Genomic DNA, 18893 nt, shown 5'->3' with positions numbered 1-18893 from the left:
CCACGTAGCTTGAATTCATCGGTGCTTGCGGCTACATGAATACATGTATCGCAACAAGGTGCGGCATGCCCACATCGATCCGCCTTTCTCCTGAAGTCGAGCAGCGCCTGGATTTTCTCGCGGCCAAGACTGGTCGCAGCAAGGCCTACTATCTGCGCGAGCTCATTGAACGTGGTCTGGAGGACTTGGAGGATTACTACTTGGCTGCCGAAGTCGTTGAGCGGATCAGGCGTGGTGAAGAAGACGTCATGAGAGCCGAGGACTTCTGGCGTGGCCTGGACGCTTGAGTATGCCCGCTCGGCGCGAAAATTTGTCGAAAAACTGGATCCGCAGACACGTCACCGTATCCGTGATTTTATTGAAAACCGCATTGCCGTTCTCGACAACCCGCGTGAACTCGGCAAACCGCTGAAGGGCCCGCTCGCAACCTTTTGGAGATATCGCGTCGGGGATTATCGCATCATTTGCGATGTGCAGGATAACCGGCTCGTCATTCTGGTGGTAACCATAGGCCACCGCGGCGACGTTTACAGATAGCCGAACTCGCCAGCTCCTATGATTGGCCAGTACGATTTGGGAAGAGGATAAAACATGTTCGAATTGACCGGCCGCAAGGCGCTCGTCACCGGCGCATCGGGGGGCATCGGCGAGGCGATTGCCCGCGTGCTGCATGCCCAGGGCGCCATCGTCGGCCTGCACGGCACACGTATCGAGAAACTGGAGGCGCTGGCCGCCGAACTGGGCGACCGGGTCAAGCTGTTCCCGGCCAATCTTTCCAATCGCGACGACGTCAAGGCGCTCGGCCAGAAGGCGGAGGCCGATCTCGAAGGCGTCGACATCCTGGTCAACAATGCCGGCATCACCAAGGACGGGTTGTTCGTACGCATGGCTGATGCCGACTGGGATAGCGTGCTCGAGGTCAACTTGACCGCCGTGTTCCGGCTGACCCGCGAGCTTACCCATCCGATGATGCGGCGCCGGCATGGCCGCATCATCAACATCACTTCAGTGGTCGGCGTCACCGGCAATCCCGGCCAGACCAATTACTGCGCCTCCAAAGCCGGTATGATCGGCTTTTCCAAATCGCTGGCGCAGGAGATCGCCACCCGCAACATCACCGTCAACTGCGTCGCCCCGGGCTTCATCGAATCGGCGATGACCGCCAAGCTCAACGACAAGCAGAAAGAGGCGATCATGGCGGCGATCCCGACCCGGCGCATGGGCACGGGCGCCGAAGTCGCCTCTGCCGTCGCTTACCTAGCTTCCAACGAGGCAGCCTACGTCACCGGCCAGACCATTCATGTCAATGGCGGCATGGCAATGATCTAACACTTGGGAAAACGCTTCATTCCGTCTTGGATGCACGGGATTTTTCGTGTAATGCCGCCCGCAACCCGGCGGTTCGGGCAAAAACCGGTCCTGTTCCGTTGCGTTTCCGGCAGGACCATCTTTCAGCTTGATTAGCGGCATTCTGCCCGCTAACGAAGACAGACAACCAAAAGACGAGGATGCCCAAATGAGTGACACCGCAGAGCGCGTCAAGAAGATCGTCATCGAGCACCTTGGCGTCGATGCCGACAAGGTGACGGAGCAGGCGAGCTTCATCGATGATCTGGGCGCGGACAGCCTCGACACGGTCGAACTTGTCATGGCGTTCGAAGAAGAATTCGGTGTCGAGATCCCGGACGATGCGGCCGAGACCATCCTGACTGTTGGCGATGCGGTGAAATACATCGACAAGGCCTCCGCCTGACGCTATTTGCAGTCATCACCGGGGAGGACCTGCGATGAGGCGTGTCGTCGTCACGGGCCTTGGGCTGCTTTCGCCGTTCGGCATGGGCTTCGAGCACAGCTGGAAGGAGCTTCTGACCGGCCGCAGCGCAGCCAAGCGCATCACCGAATTCGAGGTGGAAGACCTTGCCTGCAAGGTCGCCCACGTCATTCCGCGCGGTGACGGCTCCAATGCCACTTTCAATCCTGAAGCCGTTCTCGAGCCGAAGGAACTGCGCAAGATCGGCGACTTCATCCTGTACGGGATCGCGGCCGCCGACGAGGCACTCAAGGATTCCGGCTGGCAGCCGAAGACGCATGAGGAACAGTGCGCCACCGGCGTGCTGATCGGTTCGGGCATCGGCGGCATCGAAGGCATCGCCGAGAATGCGATGATCCTCAAGGAGCGCGGTCCGCGCCGCATCAGCCCGTTCTTCATCCCCGGCCAGATCATCAACCTCGTCTCCGGTCAGGTCTCGATCCGGCATGGGCTGAAGGGGCCCAACCATGCCGTCGTCACCGCCTGCTCGACCGGTGCGCACGCCATCGGCGATGCCGCCCGGCTGATCATCTGGGGCGATGCCGACGTTATGGTCGCCGGCGGCGCCGAAGCGCCGGTGACGAGGCTTTCGATCGCCGGATTTGCCGCTTGCCGCGCGCTCTCCACCGAGCGCAACGACGCGCCACAAACGGCCTCACGCCCCTACGATCGCGATCGCGACGGCTTCGTCATGGGCGAGGGCGCCGGTGTTGTCGTGCTCGAGGAGCTCGAACACGCCAAGGCCCGCGGCGCCAAGATCTATGCCGAGGTCACCGGCTACGGTCTGACCGGTGACGCCTATCACATCACCGCGCCTGCCGAAGACGGCGACGGCGCTTTCCGTTGCATGACCGCGGCGCTGAACCGGGCGAAGCTGACGCCGGCCGATGTCGACTACATCAACGCGCACGGCACCTCGACCATGGCCGATACGATCGAACTCGGCGCCGTCGAGCGGCTGGTCGGCAACGCCGCCTCGAAGATATCGATGTCGTCGACCAAATCGTCGATCGGCCACCTGCTGGGCGCGGCTGGTGCTGCCGAGGCGATCTTTTCGATCCTCGCCATTCGCGACAACATCGCGCCGCCGACCATCAATCTCGACAATCCGGAGCGCGAAACGGCGATCGACCTGGTGCCGCACAAGCCGCGAGCCCGGCAGATCGACGTGGCCCTATCCAACTCCTTCGGCTTCGGTGGCACCAACGCCTCGCTCGTCTTCCAGCGCTACAATGGCTGACCGCTCCGCCGGTTTCCGTCTGCCGTCAATTTTGCCATATTCGCCCCTACTCTGCCCGAGGGGATTCGTCGCAAGATCAGATGGTAGGGCGCTATGAACACAAATCCGGCCGATAACGGGGAATTCGGGCAACGGGCAGCAACGCCCGGCCCGATCGTGCCGAAGACGGCCAGCGAGGCGTTGCGGCCCGAGGCCGGCACGCCGCCGCCGAAGCGCTCGCGTGCCTCGCGCAGCCAGTTCGTCGTGTTCATGAACTTCGTCATCTCTTCGGTGATGCTGATGGTTCTGGCGGCAGGCGTTGCGCTGTATTTCGGCAAGCAGGAGTTCAACGAGCCCGGCCCGTCGGCCAATGGCGACACTTTCCTGGTCAAGCCGAATAGCGGCGTCCAGGAGATCGCCGACCAGCTTGAGCGGCGAGGGCTGATCAGCGACGCCCGCATTTTCCGCCTTGGCGTGCGCGCCTTCGGCAATGATTCCGCCCTGAAGGCCGGCGAATACGAGATCAAGCCGCAGGCCTCGATGCACGATATCATGGAACTGCTGAAGAGCGGCAAGTCGGTGATGTATTCGCTGACTATCCCCGAGGGGCTGACGGTCGAGCAGGCGCTGCAACGGATCGCCGAGCAGGACGCGCTGACCGGCGATATGCCGTCGACCACTCCACCTGAGGGCAGCCTGGCCACCGACACGCTGCGCTTCACCCGCGGCGCAACACGCCAGCAGATGGTCGACAAGCTTCTGGCCGACCAGAAGAAGCTGGTCGACGAAGTCTGGCAGCGCCGATCGCCGGATCTGCCGATCGCCAACGTTGAGGATTTTGTCACCCTGGCCTCGATCGTCGAGAAGGAGACCGGCAAGGGCGATGAACGCTCGCGCGTAGCCGCCGTCTTCCTCAACCGGCTGGCCAAAGGTATGCGGCTGCAGTCGGACCCGACCATCATCTACGGCCTGTTCGGCGGCAAGGGCAAACCCATCGACCGCCCGATCTATCAGTCGGACATTCAGAAGCCGACGCCCTACAACACCTATCTGATCAACGGCTTGCCGCCGACGCCGATCGCCAATCCCGGCCGTGCGGCTCTGGAGGCAGTCGCCAATCCGTCGAAGACCAGCGATCTTTACTTCGTTGCCGACGGCAGCGGCGGCCACGTCTTTGCCGCGACGCTCGATGAGCATAACGAGAATGTCGCTCGCTACCGGACACTGCTGAAAAAGCAGGCGCAGGACGCCGCCAAGGCCGGGGCAACCAATACCGGAGCCGACACGCCGGCGGGAGCCATCGTTGACGATGCGGGCGCCACCGCCGCCCAGTAGGGCCGGACGCCATCAGGTTGGCCCTGTGCATGTCCGGGTGGATGTGCAAGGGCTGCTATGGCATTGAAATTCAGATGATCCTGTCCGGAGAAATCGTTCCGGCTTGAGGGACATTCGGCAAGGGGACGCACGGCAACATGAACTTGCAGAGCATGACCGGTTTTGCGCGCAGTGTCGCCGAACACGACGGCACTTCGATTGCCTGGGAAGCCAAGTCCGTCAACGGCAAGAGCGTCGAGGTCAGGCTGCGGCTGCCGCAAGGTTTCGACCGGCTGGAGCCGGCCGCCCGGCAGACGGTGCAAAAGCGTTTTGCGCGCGGCAATTTCCAGATGACGCTGACCATTGGCCGCGCCGCCGGCGCTCAAGCGCAACCCGTGGTCAACGAGGCTTTCCTGAAGGATCTGGCGGGCTTGGCCAAGCGACTGCAGGAGCAGTTCGGAGTAGCCCCTGCGGCGGCCGACGGGCTGCTTGCGCTGCGCGGCGTCCTCGACATTCCCGAAACCATCGAAACCGAAGAGGCGCGCAGTGCGCTCGATACCGCAATACTGTCGGCGCTGGAAGCAGCACTGAACGGGCTGCAGCAGGCGCGCCAGCGCGAAGGTGCCGCCCTTCGTTCCCTGCTGTCCGGCCATATCGATGCCATCGAGGCGCTGACGCTGCGGGCCGAGGCCGATCCATCACGCGAGCCGGCCACGATCCGCGAAAGGCTCGCCGAGCAGATCCGCCTGTTGATGGACGCGTCCGCCAACCTGGACGCCAGCCGGCTGCATATGGAAGCTGCGTTCCTGGCCACCAAGGCCGACATACGCGAGGAGATCGACCGGCTGAAGACGCACGTGGCGTCGGGCCGGGCGCTGCTCGACGGCGGTGGCGCCATCGGCCGCAAGCTCGATTTCTTGGCACAGGAATTCAACCGCGAATCGAATACGCTGTGTTCCAAGTCGAATGCCGCCGCGGTCACCGCCATCGGGCTGGAGCTGAAGGCGGTCGTCGACCAGTTTCGCGAACAGGTCCAGAATCTGGAATGATCCCGATGCCAAGCCACATGACTGCCAAGCCCCATGACCGCTAGGGATGTGGGTTCCCGCATTCGGCGCCGCGGGCTGATGCTGGTCTTGTCGTCGCCGTCAGGCGCCGGCAAGTCGACGATTGCGCGCAATCTGCTGGAGAGCGATTCCAGCCTGGAATTGTCGGTCTCGGTCACCACGCGGCCACGCCGCGGGAGCGAGATCGAGGGCGTCCATTACCACTTCCGCACCATGCGCGAGTTCGAGCGGCTGCGCGATTCCGATGCGCTGCTCGAATGGGCGGAGGTGCACGGCAATTGCTACGCGACGCCGCGCGAGCCGGCTGAACAGGCGCTGGCCGAAGGCCGCGACATGCTGTTCGACATCGACTGGCAAGGCGCTCAGCAGCTCAAGGAGAAGATGCGCGCCGATATCGTCTCGATATTCATCCTGCCGCCATCGATGAAGGAATTGAAGGCGCGGCTGAAGCGTCGCGCCGAGGACCAGGAAGCGGTCATCGAGACGCGGCTCAAGAATGCCCGCAACGAGATCGAGCACTGGAAGGAATATGATTTCGTCATAGTCAACGACGATCTCGACCGCGCTTTCGCCGAGGTGCGGGGCATCGTCACGGCCGAACGCCTCAGACGCGATCGCCGGCCAGGCCTGTTCGATTTCGTCTCGGGGCTGCTCGACGAAAAGACGGATTGATCAAGGCGCTGTCCCCGCGACCAGGATCAGATTGCGACTGAGCGCGGCGTCGCGCAGTTCCAATGCCGCGGCATATTCGGCGGAGCGATACCAACGCCGCGCCGTGTCCATGTCGGGGAATTCGACGATGATCAGCGGCCCGGGAGACCAGTCGCCTTCCAACATTTCCACCTCGCCGCCGCGTACCAGATAGCGCCCGCCATGCTGGGCGATGGAGGCAGCCGCGCGGGCGCGATAGGCTTCGATAGCCTCTGCGTCACGGATCGCGACGTCGGAAATGACATAGGCGGCCACTGTTTGTCTCCGGGCAAGGTTTGTCCGGCTATCTATGCCATGAGAGCGGAAATTCCACGCGGACGCGTCCCGGCATCACACCGCGTTGGTCAGGCGAACGAATTCCTCGACGCTGAGCGTCTCCGCACGCCTGGTCGGATCGATGCCGGCGCGGATGAGCAGTGCCTCGCCGCCGAGGCTTTTCACGCTCTGCCGCAGCATTTTCCGGCGCTGGCCGAACGCCGCCTCGGTGAGGCGGCTGAGCCGTTTCACCTCTGCCGGCAAGGGGCTGGCGCGTGGCACCAGATGCACCACCGAGGACGTCACCTTGGGTGGCGGCGTGAACGCCTGCGGCGGCACGTCGAAGGCAATCCTCGCCTCCGTCCGCCAGCCTGCCAGCACGCCGAGCCGGCCATAGGCCTCGCTGCCGGGGCTGGCTGCAATGCGTTCGGCGACCTCGCGCTGGAACATCAGCGTCATCGATGTGTAGAAAGGCGGCCACTCGGTGACGGTCAGCCAGCGGATCAGCAATTCGGTGCCGATATTGTAAGGCAGGTTGGCAACGATTTTCGCCGACCCGCCGCTTCCCGGCACGCCTTTGGCAAGCGCTGCAAAGTCAGTTTTCAGCGCATCGCCGGCTACGATCTCGAGCCGACCCGGATAATGGTTCGCGATCTCGGCCAAGGCCGCCAGGCAGCGCTCGTCCCGCTCGATCGCGACGACCCGCCGGGCGCCGTTGAGGAGCAGGGCCCGGGTCAGCCCGCCCGGGCCGGGACCGACCTCGATAACCGTAACGTCGCTCAGGTCGCCGGCGGTTCGCGCAATCTTGCTTGTCAGGTTAAGGTCGAGCAGAAAATTCTGGCCGAGCGCCTTTTTCGCCTGCAGCCCGTGGCGCTCGATCACCTCGCGCAGTGGCGGCAGGCCGTCTATGCTCATCGGACTGGGCTCATCGGGCTGGGCTCTACGGGTTAAGGCCATCGAATTGGGCTCATTGGGCTCAGGGGCCTACGGCCTTTTCCCGGTATCGGCAAGCATGCGAGCGAGTTTCAGCGCCGCAATCAAGCTGTCGGCACGGGCGATGCCCTTGCCGGCAATGTCGAAGGCGGTGCCGTGGTCGGGCGAGGTGCGGACGAAGGGCAGGCCGAGCGTGACGTTGACTGCCTCGTCAAACGCCAGCGTCTTGGCCGGGATCAGCGCCTGGTCGTGATACATGCAGAGCGCCACGTCGTAGCCGGCGCGGGCGCGAGCATGAAACAGCGTGTCGGCCGGCAATGGCCCGAAGGCGTCGATCCCTTCCTGCCTCAGCCGGTTGATCGCCGGGCGCACGATCCGCTCGTCTTCGGTGCCCATGGCGCCGCCTTCGCCGGCATGCGGGTTGAGGCCGGCAATGGCGAGCCGCGGCTTGGCAATTCCGAAACGGGTTGCAAGGTCGGCGGCGGCGATGCGGCCGGTGGCGACGATCAGGTCGGTCGTCAGCGCCTTCGGCACCTTGGCCAGTGCGATGTGGATGGTGACCGGCACGGTGCGCAGGTCCGGGCCGGCAAGCAGCATTACCGGTGTCACTTCAGTGCCGGTGTGAAGCGATGCCAGATGCGCCAGATATTCGGTGTGGCCGGGAAAGCGAAAGCCGGCATCGTAGAGCGGCTTCTTGGCAATGGGGCAGGTGACGACCGCGGCAGCGCGGCCGGCCAGGCAGTCGGCAACGGCGCGGTCGATCGCCTCGATGATGCCGGCGGCGTTGGCTGGATCCGGGCGGCTGGGACTGTCGACGAAACGGGCAGCAAGCGCCACCACCGGCAGCGCGCGCGAAAACACCCCCGGCGCTAGCGCCGGCGTCGTCTCGGCAATCGCGATATTGGTGCCGAGCCTGTGCGCCCGCCCAGCAATCAGTGCCGGATCGGCAAGGAGATAAAAAGACGGAACGCCAGCGCTATCGCGGGCCTGCCAAGCGGCGATGGCGATGTCCGGCCCCACGCCGGACGGATCGCCGACGCTCAACGCCAGCGGAAGCTCTGCGTCAGGCACGGCGATCGCGACTTCAGCGCTCGATGATGCGGGCTTTCTTCCGCAACTCCTCGACATATTTCTTCGAGAGTTCGTCGGCGTTCTTGTCGCTCGAACCTTCACTCTGGAACACCATCTGCGCGGCTTTGTCGTCTGACACTTCGCGCGACGAGCAGATGCCGATGAATTCGACACCGCGGTCGGTTTCGCGCGTCGTGGTGGCGCCGCCGACCTTTGTAGCCTTTATCTGCTCGGCCCAGTCCGCCGGCAATTGCGGCGCCAGCACCCGGCCGAGATCGCGAACGGTGACATCGATCAGGCCCTTGGCGAATTCGCGCGTGGTGTTGCAGCCGTTGAAGCGGGCGCGCATGGCGTCGGCTTCGCGTTTGCGTTTGGCCAGCGTCGCGCTTCGCTCGGCGGCCGGCACCACGAAGATGACCTGCTGCAACATGTACTCTGTGGCGCTCGGCTTGCTACCGCCTTTTTCGAGCATGCGCTTGACGAGGTCCTGCTCGCCCATTGCGCCGCCGCCGTCGCTAGAACGGTGACGCGTGGTCAGCGCCTGGTTCCAGGCCATCTGCGCCCGGATAAAGTCCTTGAAATGCTCCTTGGTGACGCCGGATTGCGCCATCGCGCCGTCAAGCTGCTTGAGCGGCATCTTGTTGCTGGTAGCGAAACGCTGATAAGCGGCATCGACCTGCGCGTCGCTGATGCGGATGCCGAGCCGCCGGGCTTCGGCCAGACGCAGCGTCTGGTCGATCATTTCCTGGCCGGCATCGCCCTTTCTGTGCTGCAGGCGCAGGAAAGCGGCCCGATGCTGGATGTCGCCGGTGGTGATCGGTATGTTGTTGACGACGTATTTGATCTCGGTGGCGAAAACTGGCTGCGTCACTGCGGTGGTCGAGAACGCCACCAGCAGCGCGAACCCTGCCGAAAAGAGGTATTTCCTCATCGAAAGCATCCCAATTCCATCCCGATTCGGCCCAACCTATCCCAGTTCAGGCCGTCAAAATTCGTGCCTGCTCTATGCGGCGAAACAATGTCGTCCGCCAGCCGCCCCGTTGCCGACCGCTGCCCGTTATTGGATGGTGTCGATGGAGCGTTGCGACGAGCCGAAATCGCCGAGCGTACGGAACGACAGGTTGAAGCCGACGTTCTGCGATACTTCCTTGGTGTTCAGGTCACGTCTTTCCGAAAACGTCATCAAATAGGTAAAGCATGAATCACTATAGGCAAAGCCGACCCCGTCCTTGACCAGAACGCTCTGCTCCAGATCATATGTGCCGGTGCCAAAGACGCGCCAATTCTCAGCAAGATGTGTCGAGGCGCCGAGCGTAACCTCATGGCGATCGGTCGAGAAGCCATAGAGCGGCTGCGCCTGGATGAAGGCGTATTTGGCGCTCAGCGATACCGGCAGGCCTGAAAAGGCGGCCTTTACCTCAGCGCGGCGGATCTCGAAGCTTTGCTCGTCGAAACGGCCGCTGACCGAGCCGGAAAACCCGCTGGGGCTGTTGAAGCCGACAAGGCCGACATAGTCGGAGGTTGCAGTTTCAAGGCCTGAATAGGCGCCGACATTGACCAGGTCCGGCGTGCCGAACGAGTTCTGGCCGCCGAGCTGGTAGGATTGGCCGAACACCGCATTGGTGCCCCAGCCATTGTCGTATGCGCCGGAATAGCGCAGCCCGACATTGGCGCGTGTGCCGCCTTCCATGCGGTCATAGCCCGAGAATTTGTCGCGCTCGAACAGCGTCGTGGCGTCGAAGACGAAACTCTGGGCGTCCTCGTTGGGGACCGCCAGCCCGCCGACATATTGCTCGTTCGGACGCATGAATACCTGCGCCATCGGTTCGAAAACATGGCTGGAACTGGTCATCGAGAACAGCACCGGCCAGCGCATCTCAAGGCCGGCGGTCGCCATATAGCGGGCAAGCGATGAACGCATATCGTCCTCGACGCCGAGATTGGTCGCCATCTGGTTGATGGCGTCAAGCGAGGCCGAGGAGGCGTTGACGTAGCCGGCGTCGCCGCGCAGCGCCAGGAGCGGTGTCAGCAGCAGCCCGCCATCGGTGGTGAAGGTGCGCTTCCATTCCGCTTCCGCGGTAAGGCGGCCGGATTGACCGTCGATGCCGCGGACGTTGTTGACGGACGAAGGGATGCCCGAATTTGCAAGAGCCGTATCGAGCCTGTCGCGGTCAATGACCCGCGCGTTGATGTCGAACGACAGCTGCCCGCCGGCCACTGGCATGTCGGGGATATAGGCATAGTCGAGCGAGGGCAGCACCCAGGGCTGCTTGGCGGCGCGTGCGGTCGGATCGCTGGCGAGCGTGTCTTCCTGAACGTCGAAGTGCATGGCGCGCACATCGAAGTAATTGCGATCGTTGAGCCCCGTCAGGTACACCTCGGAGCGGTGCACGCTATCGTTGAAGCCATCGATGTCGTAGGTGCGCGCGAAATTCTTGTCGCTCTGCAGCAGGATGTCCCAGCCGAAGTCCCAGCGCGGGTTGATGGCGAACTGGCCCTGGGTGCCCATCATGCCGCGGAACCTGTTCGGGTCGCCTGCTGTACCCGAATTCACGTTGTGGCCATTGTCGTCGATGAAGGCGTCGGGATTCTCCTGCCGGATACCCGCAATCTTCAGGCTGTACTGACCGTTGTTGAAGCGCTGCCGCCACTCGGCCTCACCGAGGAAACCTTGCTTGGTATAGCCGCTGCCGGTGACAGTGAGATCGTAGGTCGGCGAGAGCGCGAAATAATAGGGGACTTTAACACCGACGCCGAGATCGCTCTTGTAGGCGACGCCGGGGATCAGGAAGCCGCTCTTGCGCTTGACCGTTGGGTCGGCGATCTCGAAAGCCGGCAGATAGGCCAGCGGAAAGCCGAAGAACTCGAAATTCGAGTTCTCGAAGCGAACCGTCTTCTTCTCGCCGTTCCAGATGATCTTCCTGGCCTTGATACGCCAGGTCGGCGCTTTGTCGGGCTGGTCCTCGCACGGCTCGCAGGCGGTGTAGACGCCATTGTGGAACGTCGTCAGCACGCCGCCCATGCGCTCCGCGCTTTCGGCGGCGAAATACGCCTTGTCTATGGTCTCGACACGCAACGCGTTGACGAAGCCGTCCGCGAAATCGTCGGTGATGTCGGCATGCTGCGAATAGATCTTGGTGCCGTCGCTATTGACGAGCTCGACATTGCCGCTGGCGACGAGGCGTTTGGTATTGCGGTTGTATTCGACCCGCTGGGCGACGAGACGGTTGCCGCCATAGTCGATCTGGACGCCGCCGACGGCCGTCACGGTCTGCTTATCGTTGTCGTAGACCAGCGTATCGGCTGCCAGCAGCATCTGCGTGCCGCTCGGAACCTTCGTTGCCAGGTCACTGACGTCCTGGGCAAAAGCCGGAGCAACCGGGGCGACGCCGGCGAGCAGGCATGCCAAGGCGCTCGCCGCAGAGAGGCGTGCCAAACCGGCGTGCCTATGGCTGCGCAAAACCGCCTCCCTCACTAGCCGTCTTCCTTGTATAGCAGGAATGTCACCCCGAAGAACATAGCCACGACAACCGGGACCCAAGCCGCTACGGCAGTGGGTACGAATCCCGCTACGCCGAATGCCTTGACCAGCACCGAAACGACATAAAGCAGAAAGCCGGCCGCGATGCCACCCAGAATCATCGTTGCCGACTGCCCCATCCTCGCAAATCGCATTGATACTGTTGCCGCAATCAGCGTCATCGCGACAAGCAGGAAAGGCAGCGCAATCAGGGAATTGAATTGCATGGCGAAGGCATTTGCCTTGAGGCCGAAGGAGCGGGCCACCTCGATCTTGCCGGGCAGATCGTAGAAGGGAATGGTCTCAGGGCGCGCCAACCGTTCTTGCACGAATTCCGGCTTGAGATTGGTCGGCAGCCGATCGCTGGGTAACGACTGGATGGTGCCGTCCCGGAACACCTTCACGTCCTGCAATTCCCAGTAGCCGTCCCGCAAAAAGGCGCGCGCCGCATCCTTGCGCTCGATGATGTCGCCTTGCGGGCTAAAGCTGAAGAAGACCGCGTCGGCCATCTCCAGGCCTTGGTTGAGAATGGCGCGCGCGCCGATGATGGTGTCGCCGGAGTTGGTTTTCTGCCTGATCCAGGGCGCGGCATCAGCCGAGACGCTGTTCGACTTGCCCGAACGGAGCTGGGTCTCGATCTCCTCGGACCAGGAATAGGCGTGCGCGGCTATCGGATTGATGACGCCGACCGACAAGGCTCCAAACAGCAGCGCCCCGATGCTGCATGGCAGCAGGAATTGCCATGCGGAGACGCCGGCGGAACGGGCGATGACCAATTCATATTTGCGGTTGAGCGACACCAACGTCGCCATCGCCGAGAACAGGCCGACGAACGGCACCGTCTGCAGCATGATCATCGGCATCCTGAGTCCCGAAATGGCGAACGCAGTTGCGTAGGTGAAGCCCGGCACGCCGGTCGTGCGGCCGGAAAGCTCGGTGAAATCGATCAGGAACACCAGCGCCAAGAGGCCGATGAAGAACCAGATGGTGATCGTCACATAGCGAAAGAAGAAGTACCGACCCAGAGTCCAGCCCATCAGCCGGCCCCCTGTCCGGATGCGCCACGCCTGGCAAAACGGAGCTTGATGGCGCTCCAGCCGTCACTGAAGCGGCCGGCAAGATTGGTTATCCAATCTGCCCAGGCAACCGGCAGTTCCATGGTCCGGTTGGAAACAATGAACCAGATGGCGATCGCCGATGCCACGATCGGGACGCCGTAGACCATATAGGCATATTGCGGCACCTTGTCGGCCTTGCCGGCAGCAAAGAACCCCAGCCAGCGCACGAACAGCGCAATCGCGATTGCCGTGATCAGCGGGTGCACACGCGCCTCGCGATGCGAGCGCGCATCTCCGGCGACCGCAAGCGCGATCAGCGCGAAGACGAGCGAATAGGACCACTCGGAAAAACGCTGGTTGAGCTCGGCCAGGTACCTGTTCGGCTTTTGCTGGTACAGCTTGTCATTCGGACTGGGATTGAGCAGATACTGGGTCGTCCGGTCCTTCGGCAAAAGCAAGATGTCAGATGAGGCCGACATGAAAGCGGACAGGTCGAAGGCATAGGAGGTGAACCGGATCACCGAGAGGTCGCCGGTCATGGTTTTGCGATGGATGACGCCGTCATTCATCATCAGCACCCTCTCGTCGCCGCGTTCGATGATGCTACCGGTCTTGGCATAATAGACGAGATTGACGCCTTCTTCGCGCGAATCGGCGACGAAGATGCCGCCGAGGCGATTGTCGGGAAGCCGTTCGCCAACCTGCAGGAACAGGCCGTCGTCGATCTTGCGGAAGGTGCCTTCCTGGATGATCAACGACAACAGATCGGCACGCGACGACGCAATCAACTCGCGGTTCTTCTGGCGTGCGTAAGGGTCGACGCCATTGTCGACGGCGAACGAAAAAACGCTGGCTGCGAGTGCCAGAAGCATGATCGGCCTGACGATGGTCCAGCGTGAAGCGCCGGCGGCATTGATGACGGCGAGCTCCGAATCCGAATTCATCACACTGAGTATCTGAGCGACCGCGACCACCAGGGCGAACGGCACGACGATCGGAACAATCGTCGGGATGATCAGCGCTGCGACTTCGAAGAAGGTGAGGGCCGACTGACCGCTATCGGTGACGAGGTCGATGCGGGCGAGCACCTGAGTCGTCCAGACGATCGCCAGCGTCCAGACGAGCGCCAGCGCGAATACCGCGAAAGCACGGCGCATGATGTAACGTTCAACGACCTTCATGAAGGCTTTTCTCGGCGATTTCGAACGGCATCATGCCTTGGAACAAGGTAGTCGTCCGGCGCCGGCTGCACAACTGGCTCAGTTTGACGGTTCGATCTGGGTTCTGTCCCGTATCGCAAATTCCGCTGGGCCGGAGTGTCGGCGGCAATGGATAAGAAAGGGCGAACATTGTTGGTTAACAACAGGTTGCGGCGGGAAGCGGGGCCGTGCCGCGACGAATCGTAGATGGTTCGATATCGCATATGGGAGCGATTTCGGCCAAAGTCTTGTCAAATGCGGCAAAACGACCAAATGTCGCGCCGGTCGCGACCGCCGCGGCGTGATAAGACGGGTCAGGATCTGTTGAGCCCCAGCATGGAAGCGGAAAAATTGTGCAGTCAAACCGGTCGGGAAACCGTCTTTGACGGCGCGATCGTGGTCGGCGCCGGCGCGGCCGGCCTTGCCGCCGCCTACGCCTTGGTGAAGGCCGGCGTACCGACGCTCGTCCTGGAAAAGGAGAGCCGGCTTGCCGAACCCTGGCATCGGCGGCACCAGCGGCTGCACCTCAATACACATCGCGATCTCTCGACGCTGCCCGGCGTCGGCTATCCCGCAGGCACCCCGGCTTTTCCGCACAAATCGGCCGTCATTCGCCATCTGAACGATTTCAGCCAGGCGCATGGTCTGCCGATCGCATTCGGCGTTGCCGTTGAAGAGATCACGTTCGATGGCGATCACTGGACCGTGCGGACGAACGCCGGACGTCGTCTGGCGCGCCATGTCGTCGTCGCCACCGGGCGCGACCGGCAGCCGTTTATTCCCGCGTGGAAAGGCATGAACGATTTTGCCGGCCGGATCATCCATTCGGCCGATTTTGGCAAGGCGAAGGACTATGCCGGCAAAAAGGTGCTGGTGGTCGGTGCCGGCAATTCGGGGTTCGACGCACTCAATCATCTTGCGAATGCAGACGCCCAAAGCATCTGGCTGTCGGCCCGCAACGGCCCGTCGCTGCTGCCGAAACGCATCGGCAAGATCGCCGTCCACAGGCTTTCGCCTGTCATGGCGCGTTTGCCGATGCGGATTGCCGATGCGGTGATGGCGACAACCCAGCGCCTGGTTTTCGGCGACCTGACGAAATTTGGGCTTCCGCCGGCTCCCATAGGCGGTGCGAGCCGTCTGAGCGCCGACTACACCGCGATCGCAGCCGATGACGGCGCGGTTCGCGCCATCAAGGCAGGCACGATCGTGGTGGTGCCACCATTGCGGGAATTTACCCAGGACGGCATCATACTGAATGACGGCAGGTTGATCACGCCCGATATCGTCATTGCAGCGACCGGCTATCGCACCGGTCTGGAGCAGATGGTCGGCAAGCTCGGCGTGCTCGACGGCAAGGGCGTTCCGCTTTTCAACGGCGGCGATGCCGATCCGAAATTGCCCGGCCTGTGGTTTGCCGGCATGCGGCCGAGCATTCGCGGTTGTTTCGCCAATGCCCGCATTCAGGCCAGGGCGATAGCGGCGCGGATTGTCAAGCAGCGATGATGAGCAGGACTGTGCCGACTGTTCCGCCCGCAACAGACACGCCTGTTGAAACGTGCTCGAACCGAAAGGTCAATGATCATGACGCCAGTCAGCATTCGCTACATGGTCGATGATGTCGCCGCCTCGATCGACTTCTACTGTGGATATCTTGGCTTCGCCGTCGAACAGGACGCGCGACCGGCTTTTGCTTCCGTCACACGCGGCGCTTTACGGCTCCTTCTAAGCGGACCCGGCAGTTCGGGTGCACGGGCGATGCCGGATGGCCGGCAGCCGGTTCCGGGAGGCTGGAACCGAATCCTGCTGGTGGTTCCGGACCTGAAAGAAGAGGTTGCGCGCCTCAAGAGTGCTGGACTTGTCTTTCGCAACGATATCATAACGGGCGTCGGCGGTTCCCAGACCCTGCTCGAAGACCCATCGGGCAATGTCATCGAGCTGTTTCAACCCGCCGGTCACTGACGCAACAACACGGCACCTTCGGTCCGATCTGCCCAATCGAACGCCTCCCGCGATAATCCAACGCACTTCCCGAAAGCAGGACATCATGAATTCGAGACCCTCGATCGCCTTCGCCAAATTCGCCGCGCCCAAAAAGGGCAGCGTTTTCTTTCTGGTGGCCGACGAGGGCGGCCTCAGCGATGCCGCCAGGGCTTGCGATCCGGCAAAGACCCTCGAGCGGGCTTTTCCGGTCGCCGACTTCACCGGCAAATTCGCCAGCCTGGTCGAAGTGCTGGCACCGGAAGGGACATCGCTCGAGCGGCTGGTGGCGGTCGGTGCCGGCAAGGGCTCCAATCTCGATGATTACGGTTGGCTGAAGCTCGGCGGCACGATTGCCGCGTCTTTTCGCAAGGCAACCGAAGTGGCCGTCGTGCTCGATCTTCCCGGTGCGGCCGTCAGCGGCAGGCAAGCCGTTCAGCTTGCAGCGGGCATCCTGCTGCGCAGCTATTCCTTCGACAAGTACAAGACCAAAAAGAACAATGGTGACGACAAGCGCGAGCCAAAAAAGCCGGTCAAGGTGACTATTCACACCGCCGATCCGGCAGCTGCAAAGAAGGCCTTCGCCGATGAATCGGCGGTGATCGACGGCGTCTTGCTGGCGCGCGATTTGGTCAATGAACCGGCCAATGTTTTGGGACCGGTGGAATTCGCCGCCCGGATCGCCGAACTGGAGGCGCTCGGCGTCACGGTCGAGATCCTGGCCGAGAAGGAGATGAAGAAGCTCGGCATGGGTTCGCTGCTGGGCGTAGCGCAGGGTTCGCCGCGTGGCGCCCGCATCGCGGTCATGCGGTGGGACGGCGGCAAGGCCAAGGAAAGCCCGGTCGCCTTCGTCGGCAAGGGCGTCACCTTCGACACCGGCGGCAATTCGATCAAGCCGGCCTCGGGCATGGAGGACATGAAGGGCGACATGGGCGGCGCTGCTGCCGTCACCGGGCTGATGCACGCGCTGGCCGCGCGCAAGGCGAAGGTCAGTGTCGTCGGCATTGTCGGGCTGGTCGAAAACGCCGTCGACGGCCACGCTCAGCGACCGGGCGACATCGTCACCTCGATGTCGGGCCAGACCATCGAAGTGCTCAATACCGACGCCGAGGGCCGCCTGGTGCTGGCCGATGCGCTGTGGTACTGCAACGACCGCTTCCAGCCGAAATTCATGATCAATCTGGCGACGCTGACCGGCGCCATCATGGTCGCGCTCGGCCAGCATTATGCCGGCCTGTTCTCCAACAATGACGAGTTGGCGGACCGGCTGACGGCGGCCGGACAGGCGACGCAGGAGCGGGTGTGGCGCATGCCGCTCGGCGCCGAATACGACAAGCTGATCGATTCCAAAAATGCTGACATGAAGAACATCGGCGGCCGCCATGGCGGCGCCATCATCGCCGCGCAGTTCCTGCAGCGCTTCGTCAAGGACACGCCCTGGGCGCATCTCGACATTGCCGGCACCGCGATGGGCGCGCCCTCCAACGAGATCAACCAGTCATGGGCTTCCGGCTTCGGCGTCAGGCTGCTCGACCGGCTGGTGCGCGATCATTACGAGCAATGAGCGGCTGGGGCGGACTCCGACAATGTAGACTAAACGCATGGCCGAGATTCTGTTTTATCACCTGACCGAATCGACGCTGGAGGATGCGCTGCCCGGCCTCCTGGAGCGCAGTATCGATCGTGGCTGGCGCGCCGTGGTGCAGACCGGCACCGAGGAACGGCGCGACGCGCTGGACCAGCATCTGTGGACTTTCCGGGACGATTCGTTCTTGGCCCACGCAACGGACCGCGAAGCCCATCCCGCCGAGCAGCCGGTGCTTCTCACCGTCGGCCCCGACAATCCGAACCAGGCGCAGATACGCTTCCTGGTCGATGGGGCGGTGCCGCCGGAGCTTGGCGGCTACCAGCGCGCCGTGTTCCTGTTCGACGGCCACGATGCGGCTCAGGTCGAGGCGGCACGCACGCACTGGAAGACAATGAAGGAGGCCGGCCACACCGTGACCTACTGGCAGCAAACGCCCGACCGGCGCTGGGAACGCAAAGCTTAGAGCATTTGCAGCCAAGTGAAATCACTGGCGCCGCAAGAATGCGAAAAACAAAAATATGGACCGCCGGCTATCCAGAAGACCGAAGCAAGCCCGATGCCGCCCAATGAACGAACAACAGGCATGCCGATAGATGCCGCACTTGTTCGCCGGCTGATTGCCGCGCAGTTCCCCGAATGGGCGGACCTGCCGGTAGAGCCGGTCGAGCCTGGCGGCTGGGACAACCGCACGTTCCGGCTGGGTGATCGCATGTCGGTGCGGCTGCCGAGCGCTGCCGCCTATGTCGCCCAGGTCGAGAAGGAGCATCGCTGGCTGCCCCGCCTGGCGCCTCACCTGCCTCTGCCGATACCCGTGCCGCTGGCCAAAGGCGCGCCCGGGGAAGGCTATCCATGGCCTTGGTCCGTCTATCGCTGGCTTGGCGGCAGACCGGCGGCTGGTGAACTGATTGCCGATCTCACTGAGTTCGCCCGTTCGCTGGCCGGCTTTCTGGTCGCGCTCTACCGGATCGACGCCGTCGGTGGGCCACCGGCAGGGCAGCATAATTTCCACCGCGGTGGCCGGCTTTCGGTCTACGACGCCGAGACCCGAGCCGCGCTCTCGGCGCTCGGCGGCCGCATCGACAAGGCTGCAGCCGAGGCCGTGTGGGCGACGGCCCATTCCGCGCGCTGGGACCGGGCCCCGGGCGGTGGTCCGGGGCGGCTCGCCGCCGGG

Annotated in this window: 20 protein-coding genes; 13 read left to right on the top strand and 7 right to left on the bottom strand. The window is 62.9% G+C overall.

What is annotated here, in order from left to right; all coding sequences use genetic code 11:
• The first annotated feature begins 65 nt into the window (after positions 1-65).
• The 8 genes from relB to gmk all read left to right on the top strand — a co-directional run bounded on the left by relB (position 66) and on the right by gmk (position 6082).
• Entirely contained in the window at positions 66-287 is a 222-nt protein-coding gene (gene relB, locus NKJ40_RS17920; RefSeq protein ID WP_352467166.1) for a type II toxin-antitoxin system RelB family antitoxin, read from the top strand.
• A complete protein-coding gene (locus NKJ40_RS17915; protein ID WP_352467165.1) occupies positions 271-537 on the top strand; it encodes a type II toxin-antitoxin system RelE family toxin in 267 nt (88 codons plus the stop codon). Before relB ends, NKJ40_RS17915 begins: the two co-directional genes overlap by 17 nt.
• Positions 538-591: 54 nt before the next feature.
• On the top strand, positions 592-1329 hold the full coding sequence (fabG, locus tag NKJ40_RS17910) for a 3-oxoacyl-[acyl-carrier-protein] reductase (RefSeq protein ID WP_292663869.1): 738 nt from the start codon (positions 592-594) through the stop codon (positions 1327-1329).
• Between the two features lie 187 nt (positions 1330-1516).
• Positions 1517-1753: an acyl carrier protein gene (locus tag NKJ40_RS17905; protein ID WP_006203723.1), complete on the top strand. Its 237-nt coding sequence runs from the start codon at positions 1517-1519 to the stop codon at positions 1751-1753.
• 34 nt (positions 1754-1787) lie between these two features.
• On the top strand, positions 1788-3050 hold the full coding sequence (fabF, locus tag NKJ40_RS17900) for a beta-ketoacyl-ACP synthase II (protein ID WP_352467164.1): 1263 nt from the start codon (positions 1788-1790) through the stop codon (positions 3048-3050).
• Positions 3051-3143: 93 nt separating this feature from the next.
• Entirely contained in the window at positions 3144-4364 is a 1221-nt protein-coding gene (gene mltG / locus NKJ40_RS17895; protein ID WP_352467163.1) for an endolytic transglycosylase MltG, read from the top strand.
• Between the two features lie 137 nt (positions 4365-4501).
• A complete protein-coding gene (locus tag NKJ40_RS17890) occupies positions 4502-5392 on the top strand; it encodes a YicC/YloC family endoribonuclease (protein WP_352467162.1) in 891 nt (296 codons plus the stop codon).
• Positions 5393-5425: 33 nt separating this feature from the next.
• Positions 5426-6082: a guanylate kinase gene (gene gmk / locus NKJ40_RS17885; protein ID WP_023677701.1), complete on the top strand. Its 657-nt coding sequence runs from the start codon at positions 5426-5428 to the stop codon at positions 6080-6082.
• Here the strand turns inward: gmk and NKJ40_RS17880 are convergent, their stop codons facing one another.
• The 7 genes from NKJ40_RS17880 to lptF all read right to left on the bottom strand — a co-directional run bounded on the left by NKJ40_RS17880 (position 6083) and on the right by lptF (position 14139).
• Complete coding sequence (locus NKJ40_RS17880) at positions 6083-6376, bottom strand: DUF1330 domain-containing protein (RefSeq protein ID WP_352467161.1); 294 nt, start codon at positions 6374-6376, stop codon at positions 6083-6085.
• 75 nt (positions 6377-6451) lie between these two features.
• A complete protein-coding gene (gene rsmA, locus NKJ40_RS17875; RefSeq protein ID WP_352467160.1) occupies positions 6452-7291 on the bottom strand; it encodes a 16S rRNA (adenine(1518)-N(6)/adenine(1519)-N(6))-dimethyltransferase RsmA in 840 nt (279 codons plus the stop codon).
• A gap of 69 nt (positions 7292-7360) precedes the next feature.
• On the bottom strand, positions 7361-8380 hold the full coding sequence (pdxA, locus tag NKJ40_RS17870; RefSeq protein ID WP_352467159.1) for a 4-hydroxythreonine-4-phosphate dehydrogenase PdxA: 1020 nt from the start codon (positions 8378-8380) through the stop codon (positions 7361-7363).
• 13 nt (positions 8381-8393) lie between these two features.
• Positions 8394-9320, bottom strand: a complete 927-nt coding sequence (locus NKJ40_RS17865) for a peptidylprolyl isomerase (RefSeq protein WP_352467158.1) — start codon at positions 9318-9320, stop codon at positions 8394-8396.
• A 117-nt stretch (positions 9321-9437) separates the two neighbouring features.
• Complete coding sequence (locus NKJ40_RS17860; RefSeq protein ID WP_352467157.1) at positions 9438-11855, bottom strand: LPS-assembly protein LptD; 2418 nt, start codon at positions 11853-11855, stop codon at positions 9438-9440.
• Positions 11855-12940 carry an LPS export ABC transporter permease LptG gene (lptG, locus tag NKJ40_RS17855; RefSeq protein WP_352467241.1) on the bottom strand — a complete coding sequence of 362 codons (1086 nt, stop codon included), beginning with the start codon at positions 12938-12940 and terminating at the stop codon, positions 11855-11857. Before lptG ends, NKJ40_RS17860 begins: the two co-directional genes overlap by 1 nt.
• Positions 12937-14139 (bottom strand): LPS export ABC transporter permease LptF, encoded by a 1203-nt coding sequence (lptF, locus tag NKJ40_RS17850; RefSeq protein WP_352467156.1) that lies wholly within the window; start codon positions 14137-14139, stop codon positions 12937-12939. The genes lptG and lptF overlap by 4 nt, the downstream gene beginning before the upstream one ends.
• 354 nt (positions 14140-14493) lie before the next feature.
• Between lptF and NKJ40_RS17845 the strand changes: the two genes are divergently transcribed.
• From NKJ40_RS17845 to NKJ40_RS17825, 5 genes are all read left to right on the top strand, one after another.
• A complete protein-coding gene (locus NKJ40_RS17845; RefSeq protein ID WP_352467155.1) occupies positions 14494-15660 on the top strand; it encodes a flavin-containing monooxygenase in 1167 nt (388 codons plus the stop codon).
• A 72-nt stretch (positions 15661-15732) separates the two neighbouring features.
• Entirely contained in the window at positions 15733-16116 is a 384-nt protein-coding gene (locus tag NKJ40_RS17840) for a VOC family protein (protein ID WP_352467154.1), read from the top strand.
• An 85-nt stretch (positions 16117-16201) separates the two neighbouring features.
• The gene (locus tag NKJ40_RS17835; RefSeq protein WP_352467153.1) at positions 16202-17698 is read left to right on the top strand and encodes a leucyl aminopeptidase; all 1497 of its coding nucleotides are present in this window, start codon (positions 16202-16204) and stop codon (positions 17696-17698) included.
• Positions 17699-17735: 37 nt separating this feature from the next.
• Complete coding sequence (locus NKJ40_RS17830) at positions 17736-18185, top strand: DNA polymerase III subunit chi (RefSeq protein WP_352467151.1); 450 nt, start codon at positions 17736-17738, stop codon at positions 18183-18185.
• Between the two features lie 120 nt (positions 18186-18305).
• On the top strand, positions 18306-18893 hold a 588-nt coding region (locus tag NKJ40_RS17825), incomplete at its 3' end, for a phosphotransferase (protein ID WP_352467150.1).

Origin of the sequence: Mesorhizobium sp. M0119 (assembly GCF_040322615.1) — a bacterium.
In the GTDB taxonomy this organism is placed as follows: Bacteria; Pseudomonadota; Alphaproteobacteria; order Rhizobiales; family Rhizobiaceae; genus Mesorhizobium.
This window is presented reverse-complemented; position numbering and strand designations above follow the sequence as displayed.